Raw genomic sequence first — 14,962 nt, 5'->3', positions numbered from 1 at the left:
AATGCAGATTTCATCGCTTGATGCAGCCGGGCAGAGTGGCATGCGGCGCGGGGCAGCAGTGCTGCTCGAAATTCTGCGCAGTGAGGGTGTTGAGTATATTTTTGGCAATCCCGGCACAACCGAATTGCCCCTGATGGATGCCCTGCTGGAAATCCCGAATGTCTCCTATATTCTGGGCTTGCAGGAAGCCAGTGTTGTGGCCATGGCGGATGGCTATGCGCAGGCAGCCCGTAAACCCGGCTTCCTGAACCTGCACACCGCTGGTGGGCTGGGGCATGGTATGGGCAATCTGCTGAATGCCAGTGTTTCCCAGACGCCACTGGTTGTCACCGCTGGGCAGCAGGATTCCCGCCATACCATTTCCGATCCGCTCCTGTTTGGGGATCTGGTGCAGATTGCCCGCCCCGCCGTAAAATGGGCGCAGGAAGTGGCTCATGCGGACCAGTTGCCCGTTCTGCTGCGTCGCGCCTTTCACGATTCCATGGCTGCCCCGGCCGGACCGGTCTTCCTCTCTCTGCCGATGGACGTGATGGAAGAAATGAGTGGGGTTGATATCGGCACGCCGTCCGTTATCAACCGCTCCTCTGTAGCGGGCGGGCTGGACGATCTGGCTAAAGCTCTGACGAGCATCGCGCCGGGCCGCATTGCTCTGATTGCGGGCGATGAAGTCTATGCGTCCGATGCCGCAGCAGAAGTGGCTGCCGTTGCGGAATGTCTGGGTGCGCCGGTTTTTGGGTCGTCCTGGCCGTCTCGCGTGCCGTTTCCCACCGCGCATCCGCTGTGGTGCGGCAATCTGCCCACGCAGGCCACAGCCATTGCTGAACGGCTGAGTGCGTATGATGCGATTTTCGCTCTGGGTGGCAAATCGCTCATCACCATTCTCTACACGGAAGGTCCGGCTCTGCCGCCGGGCTGCTCTGTGTATCAGATGTCCTCCGATGTGCGTGACCTTGGCCGCACCTTTAACACGCCGCTTTCTGTTGTGGGGGATATCAAAGCCTCCCTGCAGGCATTGCTGCCGCTGCTGCAGAAAGCCGCAACGCCGCATCAGGCAGATTATGCTGCACAGGCCGAGCAGGTGGCGCAGGCGCGGCGTGCCCAGCGGGCCGAAGCTGTGGCGGAAGCCAAAGCCCGGCGCAATGAGGCCGCTATCCCGCCGCGTGTGGCGGCATGGGAGGCTGTGCGGGCCATTGGCCCGGATGTGGCGATTGTGGATGAGGCCATTGCAACCTCATCCGACGTCCGGCTGTTTCTGGAAAGCGCATGGCCGGGCCAGTATTCCTTTTTGCGCGGTGGCGCTCTTGGCTGGGGCATGCCCGCAGCTGTTGGGGCGTCTCTGGGGTTAGGGCGGGACCGCGTGGTCTCTCTGGTGGGGGATGGCGCGGCACTTTATTCCCCGCAGGCCATCTGGACCGCCGCGCATGAAAAACTTCCTGTCACGTTCGTGGTGATGAACAATCAGGAATATAACGTTCTCAAAAACTTCATGAGACAACAGAAAGATTACCTTTCTGCACGTGAGGGAACATATCCGGCTATGGATATTGTTAATCCGAGTATCGACTATCAGGCCATGGCGAAATCCATGGGTGTGCCATCCTGCCGGGTGACACGCGCCTCTGATATCGCACCCGCCATTGAGGCTTCGCTGGCTTCCGATGGCCCCTCTCTTGTTGAGATCATGATTACAACAGGCTGAAAACCTGTTCTACCGTCGGGGGTTTGCATGAAAATAGGTCTTTTTATTCCGTGTTATATTGATGCGTTTTATCCAAACGCGGGTATCGCCACGCTGGAACTGCTGGAAAAGCTGGGTCAGGACGTGGAATACCCGATGGATCAGACCTGCTGTGGTCAGCCCATGGCCAACTCTGGCTGTAATTCGGACGCCGCCGCAGCAGAAGCCCTCTTTGTGCGCAACTTTGCCAAGTATGATGCCATTGTCATGCCGTCTGGCAGCTGCACGCACCATGTGCGGGATAATTTTGATGCCATCCCCCAGACGGAAGAGGTCAAACATGTTCGCAAAAACACGTTTGAGCTGGTCGAATTTCTGCACGATATTCTAAAGGTTGAAGAATTCCCCTGGGCGGAATTCCCGCACAAGGTCGGCCTGCATAATAGCTGCGGCACCCTGCGCGCCCTGCGTACGGCCAGCATGTCCGAACTGGGGGAACCGTATTTCTCCAAGCCAATGGATCTGCTCACCAAGGTTAAGGGCATTTCCTTCGCAACCCCCAAACGCCCGGATGAATGCTGCGGGTTTGGCGGCACGTTCTCGGTGACGGAAGAGGCTGTGTCTGCTCGTATGGGGCTGGATAAGGTCAAAGATCATTATCAGGCTGGTGCGGAATATATTGTCTCGGCGGATACCTCCTGCACCATGCACCAGCAGGGCTGTGCAGAACGTGGCGGTGTGCCTATCCGCTTTATTCATATCGCTGAAATTCTGAACGGAGCGCGGTCATGAAGGTCAAACCCGTCAATCACGCCAAGGCAGCGGAAGAGTTTCTGGACGATGCCCCGCATCTGACCTTCCATGATGAGCGCCTGTGGGACATGCGCCAGAAGCGCGACCAGCAGATGCACCTGCTGCCGGAATGGCAGGAGCTGCGCAGCCGGGCCTCCGCCATTAAAGAGCATACGCTGGCCAACCTGCCCGAATATCTGGAGCAGTTTGAAGCCAATGCCAAAAAGAACGGTATTCATGTTCACTGGGCGGCGGATGGTGCGGAACATAACCGCATTGTCGGTGAGATTCTGGAAAAACATGGCGCAAAGTCGCTGATCAAAAGCAAATCCATGGTCACGGAAGAGTGCGACATGCGCGCTTATCTGGAGCCGCGCGGTGTGACCGTGACGGAAACGGATCTGGGCGAGCGCATTCAGCAGCTTGATGGCCAGATGCCGAGCCATATTGTGGTGCCCGCCGTGCATAAGCTGGTGCCGGACGTGGCGAAGATTTTTGCCAAAAATTATAACACCGACCCGAACGACGACAGCCCGCAGTCTCTGGCGGAATCACAGCGTATGGCAGCCCGCCCGGTTATTCTGACAGCGGATTCCGGGATGACGGGTGGCAACTTCCTGGTGGCGGAAACGGGCACTTTTGTTGTCTGCACCAATGAAGGCAATGCGGACCTGAGTGCCACTGTGCCGAACCTGCACATTGCTACTCTGGGGATTGAACGCATTGTGCCCCGTATGGCGGATATGGGTGTGTTTATCCGTCTGCTGTCCCGCAGTGCTCTGGGCTCTCCCATCACACAGTACACCACGCATTTCCGTGGCCCGCAGAAGGGCGGCGAAATGCATATCGTGCTGGTGGATAACGGGCGGTCTGCGCGTCTGGGGATGGAAGAGTTCTGGACGTCGCTTAAATGCATCCGCTGCGGCGCGTGCATGAATACCTGCCCGGTGTATCGTCGTTCCGGTGGTCTGTCCTACGGGGCTGTTTATTCCGGCCCGATTGGCGCGATTATCGACCCGACCTTTAACGAGCGGAAATACAGCACGCTGCCGTTTGCTTCCACCATGAACGGGAGCTGTACAAACGTCTGCCCGGTTAAAATCAACATCCACGAGCAGCTTTATAAGTGGCGTCGTGTGCTGGTCGAACATCATGAACTGCCGTTTGTGAAACGGGAAATCATGCATATGGCCGGTAAGCTGATGGGCCAGCCGACCCTGTACCGCACGGCTATTAACGGCACGGAAGTCGCCCTGAGCACCCTGCCGCGCTTTGTGCTGTATAACTGGCTGAACCCGTGGGGCAAGCACCGCGAACTGCCGCATCCGGTCAAGCAGACCTTCCATACCTGGTATAAGCAAAACCGCCTTAAAAACAAAAAAGAGTCACAGGGAGGGAAAGCCTGATGAGTTCCCGTGATACAATTCTGGCAACGCTCCGGGCCAACCGCCCGGACCCTGCTGCGCATGAACTGCCTCCCGTTGCCGTGCTGGGGGATATGGATGCCGGTAAAGCGCGCTTTGAAGATGCTCTTCAGCTTCTGGGCGGCCAGATTCTGCTGCCGCAGGAAGGCGACACGCTGGCTACGGCCATTGCGCGGCGCTTCCCTGATGCCAAGATCATCTGTTCCGCTGTGCCGGATTTTGAAGGCACCATACGGCTGGAAGATGTGACGTCTCCGCAGCAGGCAGCCGCGACGGATGTGCTGGTGGTGCGCAGCCCGTTCGGGATTTCAGAAATGGGCTCTATCTTTTTGAGTGAAGCCCAACTGAACAGCCTGAATTCCGCGGCGCATCTGACGCAGCATATTGTGGTTATTCTGTCCGAGAAAAATCTGACAGCCAATATGCACACGGCCTATGTCGAGCGGCCGGAATTCCATACGGCAAACTACGGTGTGCTGATGACTGGCCCCTCTGCCACGGCAGATATTCAGGGCGTGCTGATCCGTGGCGCGCAGGGTGTGCGCTCCCTGTCTGTCTGGTGGGAATAACACCAGCCTGAACTTAGAAAAGCCGGATTGGGGAGAACCCTGATCCGGCTTTTTTTATGCTATGTTTTGCAGGAGGGGTGCGCTGTTTTGCTCACCCATTGACGGGAATTGTGACAATTGTCCCCGGGCTTTTGGTTGTTTTGGAAAGTTCCAGAAGAATTTGCAGCATTGTAAAAGCCAGTTTGCTATCAAAATCATTTTCATAAATATAGTAGTATTTCTTATCGTATTGGACAGAGGTGAAGGTGTTGTCCGGCACCGTTTTGCCAACATGCACAACCACAATGGGTTTTGTCTCACGCCCGATAAGCTGAATTCTGGGCTGTGTGCGTCCGGACGTAATATCGTCCTGTGGCACGTCAATCTGATAGGCAATCTGCCCCAGCGCACCCAGCATGGTGCGGGTCAGAATACGGATTTGCCCCGGGCGTGGCTGGCCTGCGCCGTAGACCACTTCCACACGCTCATCTTTGGGCTTCATCTGGAAAAAGCGGCGCGTTTCGTAAACGGTCTCTGCCAGAATGGGGTTATCTGTAGAGGAAACGTTTAGAAATACCCGGTCAAAAGACGGCGTTTTTCCAGGAATTTCGGCGCTATGCTCAAGCTGAATGCCGAGCAGTCCTGCAACCTGCAACACGCGCAGGTCATGAATGAGTTCAAAAAATTCCGGGGAGCCGCGCCCAACATCGCCCCCAATGGACCCGGCATTGCTGATGAGGTTAACCGACTGCACTGCCAGCCGGAACAGCACATCAATCGGCAAACCACCCATGGCCAGCGGAAGCAGGCTGCCAATCGGCATGGGGCGCAGGAAGCTTTGCGCATAGGCATCGCCCGTGACAGGCTGAAAGGTAAAGGTCGGGCTCTCCTGAAACTGGATCCCGGCATTGCCGCTCGGCCTCACAGGGCTTGCTGTACCAACCCCGACAGCAAAACTCCGCTGAAGCTGATAGCCGGAAATAAGCTGTGTAGTGTCCAGAAAGCCGGGTGTGTCGGCATAGCGTAGCCGCACAATATTCAGCAGCGTCTGGCGTTTACCTGCGGTGATAAGCGCGAAGGAATAGTCACTCTGATCCTGATCCAGCCGCCGGGACCCGATATTATAACAGCCGGTTAAAAGCAGCAGGGCGCCAAGCAGGAGTTTGGGAGCGGCTTTAAACATGGAGCAGAGATCCGGATGGAGGGAGTCGGGTCTTTGTTTCAGAAAGGCGGGGAGTGATGAGGGATAACCCTCGGCGGTCTATCCCTGCGGTGTAAAGGCGCCTCGGATATGCTGGGCTGGGTAGTCTTGTCCTGTCTGACACTATGACAAACAGGATGCGTGGCCTACGCCCGTGCGGTGGTGTTTTGCCGGAAAAGGGAATATTCTGCTGCGAGGCTGTAGGCAGAATGCCAACCAGCCCCGCAGAAAAACAGTTAGCCTTTGACGCGTTCAATCTGGGCGCCACAGGCGGCCAGTTTGCGTTCTACAGCCTCATAACCCCGGTCCAGATGATAGACGCGGCTGAGGATGGTTTCCCCATGGGCGGCAAGGCCCGCCAGAATGAGGGAGAAGGACGCCCGCAGGTCCGTCGCCATCACAGGAGCGCCAGACAGGCTGTGCACACCACGAATAATGGCGGAAGAGCCATGAACGTTAATGCGTGCGCCCATCCGGTTGAGTTCCGGCACATGCATGAAGCGGTTTTCAAAAATGGTTTCCGTAATCATGGACGCGCCTTCCGCCACGGAAAGCAGCGCCATGAACTGGGCCTGCATATCGGTCGGGAAGCCCGGATAGGGTTCCGTCATGATATCAATGCCGCGCAGCGCACCGGTACGGCGCACCCGCATGGCATCACCTTCCTGCGTGACTTCCACACCGGCTTCTTCAAAAGCCCGGACTACAGCGCCCAGATGGTCCACGCTGCCGCCTACAAGGCGGAGGTCGCCGCCGGTAATGGCAGCGGCGCAGGCATAGGTGCCGCATTCAATCCGGTCCGGCATGATGCGGTGTTCCGCCCCGTGCAGGGCTTCCACGCCATCAATAATGATGTGCCCTGTGCCAGCGCCGGTAATGCGCGCACCCATGGCGTTCAGGCAGTCTGCCAGATCCACCATCTCCGGCTCACGCGCCGCGTTGACAATTTCCGTGCGGCCATGCGCCAGCGTGGCGGCCATCATCAGGTTTTCGGTGGCCCCCACGGAGGCAAACGGCAGCACAATCCGGTCCCCCGTCAGGCCGTTGGGCGCGCGGGCGTTGATGTAGCCATTTTCCAGCGTGATCTTGGCGCCGAGCGTTTCCAGCCCTTTCAGGTGTAGGTCCACGGGGCGGGTGCCAATGGCGCAGCCACCGGGCAGGGACACGCGGGCTTCCCGGCAGCGGGCCAGCAGAGGCCCCAGCACCAGAATGGAGGCGCGCATTTTGGAGACGATATCGTAAGGCGCTTCCGTGCTGGTAATGTCACCACCAACGGAAAGCTTCGTCTTGTCACCATTCACCGTTTCCACGGTCAGACCGTGCTGGCGCAGCAACGCCTGCATGGTGGCGATATCGGCAATATGCGGCACGTTGGTCAGCACCAGCCGCTCGGAGGTCAGCAGACCCGCGACCAGCAGTTTCAGACCGGCGTTTTTCGCGCCACCGATGGTGATTTCGCCATGCAGGGGGCGACCGCCCCGAATAATAAACCGATCCATGGGCTTACATACGCGGCGTGGCAACGCCACGCTGGCCCATATATTTGCCGGAGCGGTCTGCGTAGCTGGTCTCACACGGGGTTTCACCCTTGAAGAACAGGAACTGGCAGATGCCCTCGTTCGCATAAATGCGGGCCGGCAGCGGCGTGGTGTTGCTGATCTCGATGGTGACCTGGCCTTCCCATTCCGGTTCCAGCGGGGTCACGTTCACAATAATGCCGCAACGCGCGTAGGTGGATTTGCCAAGGCAGACCACCAGCACATCCCGCGGGATGCGGAAATATTCAATGGTGTGGGCCAGCACAAAGCTGTTGGGCGGAATGATGCATTCATCCGCCTTGCGGGACACAAAGCCATCGGGGCTGAAGTTCTTGGGGTCCACAATGGCGTTGTTCACATCCGTGAAAATACGGAAGTCATCCGCCACGCGGGCATCATAGCCGTAGGAGGACAGGCCGTAGGAAATCACGCCTTCGCGCTTCTGGGATTCCACAAACGGTTCGATCATGCCGTGATCCTGCGCCATACGGCGGATCCATGTATCGGGCATCACTGGCATGGTGGCATATCTCCATTATCCGGGTCGTTTTGAGCGGATGAGGTCTGTCGGGCCGTACGTTCATCCGGCCCGGAAGGTGAGGAAGAGGCGTCCGGCTGGCTGATGGGGGCCTCGGCTTCCATCTCTTCTCTGCTGCGCGCCTGCTGTTTGCGTCTGCGCAGGTTGGCTCGCAGGGCGGCAGCCTGACGGGCCGCGCGCTCTGCACGCGCCGTCTCCGCTTTGGGAGACAGTCGGGTGCCGGACGAGGAGGAAGAAGGCGTATCAGTCATGCCAGGATCGCAGAAATGAACGTTCGTCCTGCTGAGTAGCAGAGCGATGCTGCCATGCCTAGGGTCCTGCCGGGGCATTCCCGGCACAAACTCATCTTCCGGCAGGATGCAGTCTGTATCAGGCCTGCATCCTGCCTCTGGTCTTAGTCTTTGTGGCTCATCAGAGGTTGGCGATCAGCTTCAGCCCCGCCATGGCGGCGTTGGGGATGCGGCGTGTTTCACCGGGGTGGATCATGTACTGGAATTCCGGCTGGATCAGGATACCGGGGAAGGCATCAATGCCGTAATAGGCCTCGATAATGTGTGAACTGTTCTGCACGCCATGAATGGTAGAGCCCAGAGGCAGGCCGGCATCCTGCGCCAGCTGCTGGCTGAGCCGCCGCCGGTGGCTGACATGATACCAGGAGTAGAGCACGCCAAACCGGTCCGTCAGGCGGCCGGGGATCATGCCGACCATGGAAAAACCGCCATAAGCCTGATCGGAAATGTTCGCAACGCGGGGTGTGGTGTGGACATAGCCTGCCATCAGATAGCCACCGGCCATCATGTTACGGCCACCCAGACGGTACACCATCTGGTCTGCTTCCATCCACACCATATCAGCCGGCGCGGACCGTGTGCCTCGGCGGACATCCGCCAGTCTGGCGGGATAAACCGAGCTGATCTTATCGGCATAGCGCGTGGTGTCGTGCGCATAGCCAATCACGTAATGGCCGGGCATCCGGTTGCGGGTCAAAAACGGTTGCCATGTGAATTCGATGGGCAGGGAAAGCCCGGTCGTGTTTTCCGCACCCCATGACCAGCCGCTGGGGTTGTCCGTCAGCGCACTCACGGAATAGGCCCCCACCTGCACGGCGGTATCACGCGTAGGGCGGAAGCGCAGGCGGCCACCCCATGTGGCTTTGGGATACACGCTCATGGCCGGGTTCTGCTTGAGCCCGACGGGGGCTGAACAGGTGACCATGAAGGAGCAGAGCAGCGGCGACGTTGCGAACACATGGGTGAGCGACATACGGCCAAAGGTGAGGTCCAGCCGGTTCTGCATCATTTTCTTCTCGGCGTAGAAATCCACCAGATGCGCGGCCACGTTACCGGAGAGGCTATAGACCTCCTGCAGAGCGACATAATACTCACCTACGCGCCCGTTCTGGATAGCTTTCCCGGCGCGTTCCATGACCAGCGTATGCACGGACCACCCGTTCAGCCCCGCCATTTTCTGGAGATCGAAAATGGCCTGTAACGTCAGTTCATGCACATAGCTCATGCCTTTTTCTATGCCGCCGCTCATCAGCCCCATCGCTTCCCCTTTGTAGGAGAAGGAGAAGGTAAAGCCGCGCTTGCGCAACCATTCCCGCATGGGGTCAATGGCGCGCAGCAGGTGCCCGGAGCCCGCCGTAGGCACGTAGTACGGGTCATTGAGGTCAGAGTCGCGCAGGGCATCGAGGCGAGGCGGGAGCAGGGCTGAGGGGCCTTCGCTCGGCAGGAGTGCGTCCAGTTCAATCTGATGGGCGGAGTTCTTGTCTTCCGACGGCATCAGGGGCGTGAAGCTCATGGTTGCAAAGCTGGGGGTTGGGAGCAGTGGCACACCACTTGGCGGGATCGGTGTATTGGGCGGCCGCCGGATGGCCGAGAGTTCCGGCCCCATGGCTTCTGCATCCACGGGTCGGTCTGACATCGGCGGATTGGCGCGCGCCTTGCTATCCGGACTGATGATGACGTCCGAAACAGGGGATACCGGCGTTTGTCTGGCGAGGGGGGCGGCATACGCCAGAGTGCCGCCTGCCTCTAGGCCCAGCAGGCCCACCAGCGCTGAGGTAAAACAGAAGGGAGCACGCAGTGAGGCACGGCGCACTGCAGAGGAGCGTGGTCTATGTGAGATCATATCCGCAGTCAGTCTTTTTGATTTTTATGGGGGATATGGGCCGGACAAGGACGGCAAAAACCGAGGGCGTCCGGCATCTGAGCCCGTCAGGCAAGCAGGTCTAAAACCTGCGTCTGCCTTATGGCTGGCGTGGGAATGCGTGCCCGGCAGGCCCGTGTACACACGCCACGTTTGCAGACCATAGCTGACGGCGGGCAAGACCAGCTATCAGCCCGACCGGAGTGCGGGCAGAAAAAGAGGGCAGTCCTTCAATCCGTTCTTCCCGTAAGGCAGCATAGGATGCCGCTTGGCAGAACGAATGCGGGAAGAGGCATTCTGACATGATAAGGAGACCGTTTCTTTATTGTTATTTAACTGGTCAGTCAGAATTACAATCAGAAAGCAGGGGGGCGGTCAACGCGCTCTGCAAGATATGACAGGATCTTGAGGAGAGGCGCGCGGTAAATTGCGAAAATTGTGGTAAATATATCATATTATAACAAGTTGTTATAACAGGAGCGGTTCTTCAGGCTGGTAAAATATCCTGCCATCCGCAAGGTGTGGCATGAGCCTGCTCCAGCCCGGTGCGGAACCCGCTGGAACACAGGGCTTCAAATTCTGCCTCATGCTCATAGGTCGGCATCAGTTTTTGCAGCAAAGCATTTTTATGTGTGGCGGGGTGAAAATAGATTTCCGAAACACCTTCGGGCAGATGGGCGGCTAAAGCCGCAACCCGGTCCGGCGTCATATGGCCGCTCCATGCCAGACCAAAGCACCAGTCATTGGTGGCCATGCCTGCCGAGCGGGCCTGATAGCGGAGCAGCTTTGTCCAGCGGCGGAGGGCGGCATCGCCCAGTGTATCGGTATAGGTGCCGGCTGCGTAAAGCGGCTCTGGCGGTTCCAGCGGCACACGCACGGCGCGCAGACCGTAGCGGCGGCCAATATCAATCATCATGCGGCCTACTGTGGGGTGCAGATGCATGTGCTTGTGGGCGTTGGCATGGTCCAGCCGCAGGCCCGTGCGGGCAAAGGCTTCAAACTGTGCGGTAATTTCTGCTGCCAGTTCCTTGCGGCCTTCCGGGCGGAAGAAATAGTCCACACCCAGCCCAAGCTGTGAGGAGGAAAACCAGCCATCCGGCCCGGTGACAAGCGGCAGGCGCTGGTGCGAGAGCACGGAGGCGCCCTCAATCACCACAAGATGCAGGCCAACGCCCAGAGTGGGCAGGCGTTTGGCGCGCTCAATGGCGTCGTCCGCTGCGGGGCCGGCCACCATCAGGCTGGCTGTGGAAAGCAGGCCATCACGATGAGCGATTTCAATCGCCTCGTTGACTTCAACCGACAAGCCGAAATCATCGGCAGAAATTATGGCGCGCTTCATAGGCTAAAAAACTCTGCCCCCGCGCAGCCGGAGTCGGGCGGGGGCATGATGTGTGAAATCAGGCGGCGTTACGGTCGCGCAGGAAGTGGAAGAATTCCACACCTTCACGCAGGCGACGCTTCATCATCTGCGGGGAGCGGACCATTTCGCTCACGATGGAGGCAATCTTCGGCGCGCGGAAATAGAATTTCTTGTAGAATTCTTCCACGCTGTTGAAGATTTCCGTGTGGGACAGATGCGGGTAGTGCAGCGGAGCCATCTGCACGCCGTTTTCATCAATCAGTTCCGCATTGCTTTCGTCCAGCCACCCGTTTTCCGTCGCCTGCTTGTGCAGGGCTGTGCCGGGGTACGGTGCTGCCAGAGAAACCTGCAGCGTATGCGGGTTGATTTCCTTGGCGAAGTTGATGGTTTCCTGAATGGTTTCCTTCGTTTCGCCCGGCAGACCCAGAATGAACGTGCCGTGGATCTTGATGCCGAGTTCGTGGCAGTTCTTGGTGAACTCCCGCGCCACTTCAACACGCATGCCCTTTTTGATGTTGTGCAGGATCTGCTGGTTCCCGCTTTCATAGCCAACCAGCAGCAGGCGCAGGCCGTTGTCACGCAGGACTTTCAGCGTCTCACGCGGCACATTGGCCTTGGCGTTACAGGACCACGTTACACCCAGCTTGCCCAGCTCACGCGCAATGGCTTCCGCACGCGGCAGATCATCGGTGAAGGTATCATCGTCGAAGAAGAATTCTTTGACCTGCGGGAAATACTGCTTTGCCAGACGGATTTCAGCAGCCACATGTTCCGGGCTGCGTGTGCGGTAGCGATGGCCACCCACCGTCTGCGGCCACAGGCAGAACGTGCAGCGGGATTTACAGCCACGGCCCGTATAGATGGAAATGTAAGGGTGCATCAGATAGCCGATGAAGTAATCTTCAATCTTCAGATCACGCTTGTACACTTCGGTCACGAAGGGCAGGCTGTCCATGTCTTCAATCATGGCGCGGTCACGGTTGGTGATGATCTCACCCTTCTCGTTCCGCCATGTAATGCCGTCTACATCCTTCAGGTCACGGCCTTCAGCAATTTCCTTGATGGTGTAGTCAAATTCGTTACGGGCCACGAAGTCGATCGGGGCACCCTTCAGCAGGCTTTCATCCGGCTGCACGGCAACCTTGGCCCCAACCATCCCGATTTTCAGGTTCGGGTTGGCGTCCTTGAGCATCTGAGCAACCTGCACGTCCTTGGCGAAGGACGGGGTGGAGGTGTGCAGAATCACCAGATCGCGGTTCTTCACGTCTTCCAGAATCGGCTCCATGCCCATGCGGGCCGGGGGCGCATCAATCAGGCGGCTGCCTTCCACCATGGCGGCAGGCTGGGCCAGCCATGTCGGATACCAGAACGATTTGATTTCGCGCTTTGCCTGATAGCGCGAACCAGCTCCGCCATCGAAGCCATCAAAGGACGGAGGCTGGAGAAAGAGGGTTCTCATCATTGTTCTGTGTCCTGCAAAGGCATGTGATCTGAGTTAATCAGAAGAATATGGGTAGGGATTTACTCTTGCGGAAGAGGCGAGACAACCCGTCTCAGCCTTCAGGTGATAATTGGCTGGCCGGAGGAGGCCCGACCGGGTGGGGGGCTACGTGCATGGTCTGCCCACGCCAGTCCACCCGTGTGCCGCTGGCGCTGCCCACCATAATAGCGGCGGAAAGCCAGTCCCGCACCGGGAGCAACAGCAGCGGCCAGACAGGGCGCGAGCCGACTGCGCGGTTAATGACCAGCCCCGTGATGACCCGAATGGTCCAGACGCACGCAAACAGCACAAGTGGCCAGAGGGCGTGAGGCTGAAACAGGATCGCCAGCGTGGCCCAGAAGAGCGGGAGCTGAATGGCAGACGCCCCATAGCCAGCCGGAGCCAGCGTGCAGACCGTCCGGCCCCAGCGCAGTTCATGGGAGAGCAGCTCTGCAAAACTGGGCTCACCGATGGTTGTCCAGGTCATACAGTCTGCAATGGTGATATCTTTGCCCAGCATGCGGACCAGACGGCCCAGCAGGGCATCATCCGCCACATGCGGCAGGAGAGCCTCTAGGCCGCCCACTGCCTCCAGCACATCGCGCCGCAGCGCCATGGTGGCACCCAGACAGTCCTGCCGCCCGAGATAGCGGGAGAGCAGCACACCGGGCAGAAAATTATGGTTGATCTGGCAGGCGGCCAGCATCTGCACAATGGTGTTATGCGCAGGCAGGCCCGCATAAAGTGTGGTGACCAGACCGGTATTGGGTTTGTGCAGGGCGCTGACGATATGCAGCATGTAATCCGGGCTGACATGAATGTCAGAATCGGAAATGATGAGCAGATCATGCCGGGCATGCGGCAGGATGTTCATCAGATTGCTGATCTTGCGGTTCATACCATGGACGGTTGGATCCACGATCAGCTGCATGTCCAGATGCGGGTGCCGCGCCTGCAGGCGATGCACGATGTCTATGGCGGGATCATCATGATCCCGCACACCAAACAGAATCTGGAATTCGGGGTAGTCCTGCGTACAGAAACTTTCCAGCGCTTCTTCCAGTAACGGCTCATCCCCATACAGGGGTTTGAGAACGGTTACAGGCGGCAGGGGTTTAAGCGTAACAGGCCGGCGCTCCGTGCGCCGGAAGCGGGCCAGAAGAGAGGCTCCGGCAATGGACTGAAGGCAGCCCGCTGCCGCCAGACCACTGCTGGCCAGCGCCAGAATGGAGAAAACGGACATTACAAACCAGCCGCTGTGCGGCCCATGACCGGGCAGTTTGTATGTCCGCTACGCATCACGCTCGTTATCCTGCTTAGTCGTTGGAGAAAGTTTTAACTTTACGTTCCAAGACATTGATCAGGCCCGCAACGCCACCGGAGGTGAGTGTGGAGCTGAAGTCGGAACGCTGGGCGGCAGCCTGACTGATGCGGGAATCGCCCAGCAGAACATCAACAATTTTCCAGCCGGACGGCGTGCTGTGCATGATGTAGCTCAGCGGGGTGCCGGGCATGCTGTCATCTGCTCCGATATAGGTGTTCACGATCTTGTTACCACCCACAGGGGAGTTTTCAAGACCCGGCTTCATGGTGAATCGGGCATCAGTCCCCGGTTTGAAGCTGGAGACATACCGCGCGATGGTGAAGTCCCGGAAGGCTGCCAGCAGCTTGGTTTTGTCTGCCGGAGCGAGTGCCTGATAGCGCACGCCAATGGAGGCATGCAGCACGGCATCCAGATCAAACGCCTGATCCACGCCAGCGCCGACGACCTGGCTGCGCTCTGCAAAGCTGCTGTGCATATGCTGCGCTTTATCAAGAGCAGCATACAGCGCCTGAACAGGGGCACTTTCAGCAGTGGCCGGGGCCGACTGTGCGTGTGCAACGGGAACGAACGGGGTAACGCCCGCGGCGGGAAGCAGAGTCATGCCCAGACCGAGCACAAGCCCTGCGCGAAGAGAAATCGTTTTCATGCTCATGATTTTGTTCCCGTAGCACGGTTTGGCAAGTTCATTGAAAGCATGTCTCCGATGCCCAGCGCGCTGAGAGCGGTTTTGACGATGTGGGGGGCGGTGAGTCCGGCCTGCTCGTACTGGGCGTCCTGCGTGTTATGGTCGATGAAGATATCGGGCAGGGTCATGGGGCGGAAGCGCACATGGTCCAGCAGGCCGGTATTGGCCAGATGCTGGCCAACCTGCGCGCCAAACCCGCCAATGGCCCCTTCTTCCAGCGTAATCAGCACCGCATGGTTACGG

15 protein-coding genes are annotated in these 14,962 nt (G+C 58.5%); 4 read left to right on the top strand and 11 right to left on the bottom strand.

Annotated features, from left to right (window positions below; all coding sequences use genetic code 11):
- Position 1: 1 nt before the first annotated feature.
- From AD930_RS09880 to AD930_RS09865, 4 genes are read left to right on the top strand one after another with little or no spacing between them, the layout of a single operon-like run.
- Positions 2-1,699: a thiamine pyrophosphate-binding protein gene (locus AD930_RS09880; protein ID WP_061506109.1), complete on the top strand. Its 1,698-nt coding sequence runs from the start codon at positions 2-4 to the stop codon at positions 1,697-1,699.
- A gap of 27 nt (positions 1,700-1,726) precedes the next feature.
- Positions 1,727-2,470: a (Fe-S)-binding protein gene (locus AD930_RS09875; RefSeq protein ID WP_043550183.1), complete on the top strand. Its 744-nt coding sequence runs from the start codon at positions 1,727-1,729 to the stop codon at positions 2,468-2,470.
- Complete coding sequence (locus tag AD930_RS09870) at positions 2,467-3,876, top strand: lactate utilization protein B (protein ID WP_061506108.1); 1,410 nt, start codon at positions 2,467-2,469, stop codon at positions 3,874-3,876. Before AD930_RS09875 ends, AD930_RS09870 begins: the two co-directional genes overlap by 4 nt.
- The gene (locus tag AD930_RS09865) at positions 3,876-4,463 is read left to right on the top strand and encodes a LutC/YkgG family protein (RefSeq protein ID WP_061506107.1); all 588 of its coding nucleotides are present in this window, start codon (positions 3,876-3,878) and stop codon (positions 4,461-4,463) included. The genes AD930_RS09870 and AD930_RS09865 overlap by 1 nt, the downstream gene beginning before the upstream one ends.
- A 91-nt stretch (positions 4,464-4,554) precedes the next feature.
- Here the strand turns inward: AD930_RS09865 and AD930_RS09860 are convergent, their stop codons facing one another.
- The 11 genes from AD930_RS09860 to AD930_RS09815 form a co-directional block, all read right to left on the bottom strand.
- Positions 4,555-5,625 carry a hypothetical protein gene (locus AD930_RS09860; RefSeq protein WP_061501875.1) on the bottom strand — a complete coding sequence of 357 codons (1,071 nt, stop codon included), beginning with the start codon at positions 5,623-5,625 and terminating at the stop codon, positions 4,555-4,557.
- Between the two features lie 254 nt (positions 5,626-5,879).
- The gene (gene murA / locus AD930_RS09855) at positions 5,880-7,142 is read right to left on the bottom strand and encodes a UDP-N-acetylglucosamine 1-carboxyvinyltransferase (protein WP_043550189.1); all 1,263 of its coding nucleotides are present in this window, start codon (positions 7,140-7,142) and stop codon (positions 5,880-5,882) included.
- Positions 7,143-7,146: 4 nt separating this feature from the next.
- Positions 7,147-7,701: a dCTP deaminase gene (dcd, locus tag AD930_RS09850; protein ID WP_043550190.1), complete on the bottom strand. Its 555-nt coding sequence runs from the start codon at positions 7,699-7,701 to the stop codon at positions 7,147-7,149.
- A complete protein-coding gene (locus AD930_RS09845; RefSeq protein WP_081894125.1) occupies positions 7,692-7,970 on the bottom strand; it encodes a hypothetical protein in 279 nt (92 codons plus the stop codon). Before AD930_RS09845 ends, dcd begins: the two co-directional genes overlap by 10 nt.
- A gap of 160 nt (positions 7,971-8,130) precedes the next feature.
- The gene (locus AD930_RS09840; protein ID WP_082781823.1) at positions 8,131-9,852 is read right to left on the bottom strand and encodes a carbohydrate porin; all 1,722 of its coding nucleotides are present in this window, start codon (positions 9,850-9,852) and stop codon (positions 8,131-8,133) included.
- A gap of 118 nt (positions 9,853-9,970) precedes the next feature.
- The gene (locus tag AD930_RS17845; protein ID WP_156476971.1) at positions 9,971-10,174 is read right to left on the bottom strand and encodes a hypothetical protein; all 204 of its coding nucleotides are present in this window, start codon (positions 10,172-10,174) and stop codon (positions 9,971-9,973) included.
- 183 nt (positions 10,175-10,357) lie between these two features.
- Positions 10,358-11,209, bottom strand: coding sequence for a hopanoid biosynthesis-associated protein HpnK (gene hpnK, locus AD930_RS09835; RefSeq protein ID WP_061506106.1), 852 nt, complete (start codon positions 11,207-11,209; stop codon positions 10,358-10,360).
- Between the two features lie 58 nt (positions 11,210-11,267).
- Positions 11,268-12,692: a hopanoid biosynthesis associated radical SAM protein HpnJ gene (gene hpnJ / locus AD930_RS09830; protein WP_043550193.1), complete on the bottom strand. Its 1,425-nt coding sequence runs from the start codon at positions 12,690-12,692 to the stop codon at positions 11,268-11,270.
- 91 nt (positions 12,693-12,783) lie between these two features.
- Positions 12,784-13,953 (bottom strand): bacteriohopanetetrol glucosamine biosynthesis glycosyltransferase HpnI, encoded by a 1,170-nt coding sequence (gene hpnI / locus AD930_RS09825; RefSeq protein ID WP_061506105.1) that lies wholly within the window; start codon positions 13,951-13,953, stop codon positions 12,784-12,786.
- A 73-nt stretch (positions 13,954-14,026) separates the two neighbouring features.
- Entirely contained in the window at positions 14,027-14,686 is a 660-nt protein-coding gene (locus AD930_RS09820; protein WP_244150561.1) for an ABC transporter substrate-binding protein, read from the bottom strand.
- On the bottom strand, positions 14,683-14,962 hold a 280-nt coding region (locus AD930_RS09815; RefSeq protein ID WP_279615160.1), incomplete at its 5' end, for a transketolase C-terminal domain-containing protein. The genes AD930_RS09815 and AD930_RS09820, both read right to left, overlap by 4 nt.

It is taken from the genome of Acetobacter malorum (assembly GCF_001580615.1).
In the GTDB taxonomy this organism is placed as follows: domain Bacteria; phylum Pseudomonadota; class Alphaproteobacteria; order Acetobacterales; family Acetobacteraceae; genus Acetobacter; species Acetobacter malorum.
This window is presented reverse-complemented; position numbering and strand designations above follow the sequence as displayed.

Excerpts from the sequence above, each read along its gene's own strand:
- AD930_RS09880 (WP_061506109.1), top strand. The coding sequence starts at position 2 with ATGCAGATTTCATCGCTTGATGCAGCCGGGCAGAGTGGCATGCGGCGC.
- AD930_RS09875 (WP_043550183.1), top strand. The coding sequence starts at position 1,727 with ATGAAAATAGGTCTTTTTATTCCGTGTTATATTGATGCGTTTTATCCA.
- AD930_RS09870 (WP_061506108.1), top strand. The coding sequence starts at position 2,467 with ATGAAGGTCAAACCCGTCAATCACGCCAAGGCAGCGGAAGAGTTTCTG.
- AD930_RS09865 (WP_061506107.1), top strand. The coding sequence starts at position 3,876 with ATGAGTTCCCGTGATACAATTCTGGCAACGCTCCGGGCCAACCGCCCG.
- AD930_RS09860 (WP_061501875.1), bottom strand. The coding sequence starts at position 5,625 with ATGTTTAAAGCCGCTCCCAAACTCCTGCTTGGCGCCCTGCTGCTTTTA.
- murA (WP_043550189.1), bottom strand. The coding sequence starts at position 7,142 with ATGGATCGGTTTATTATTCGGGGCGGTCGCCCCCTGCATGGCGAAATC.
- dcd (WP_043550190.1), bottom strand. The coding sequence starts at position 7,701 with ATGCCAGTGATGCCCGATACATGGATCCGCCGTATGGCGCAGGATCAC.
- AD930_RS09845 (WP_081894125.1), bottom strand. The coding sequence starts at position 7,970 with ATGACTGATACGCCTTCTTCCTCCTCGTCCGGCACCCGACTGTCTCCC.
- AD930_RS09840 (WP_082781823.1), bottom strand. The coding sequence starts at position 9,852 with ATGATCTCACATAGACCACGCTCCTCTGCAGTGCGCCGTGCCTCACTG.
- AD930_RS17845 (WP_156476971.1), bottom strand. The coding sequence starts at position 10,174 with ATGTCAGAATGCCTCTTCCCGCATTCGTTCTGCCAAGCGGCATCCTAT.
- hpnK (WP_061506106.1), bottom strand. The coding sequence starts at position 11,209 with ATGAAGCGCGCCATAATTTCTGCCGATGATTTCGGCTTGTCGGTTGAA.
- hpnJ (WP_043550193.1), bottom strand. The coding sequence starts at position 12,692 with ATGATGAGAACCCTCTTTCTCCAGCCTCCGTCCTTTGATGGCTTCGAT.
- hpnI (WP_061506105.1), bottom strand. The coding sequence starts at position 13,953 with ATGTCCGTTTTCTCCATTCTGGCGCTGGCCAGCAGTGGTCTGGCGGCA.
- AD930_RS09820 (WP_244150561.1), bottom strand. The coding sequence starts at position 14,686 with ATGAGCATGAAAACGATTTCTCTTCGCGCAGGGCTTGTGCTCGGTCTG.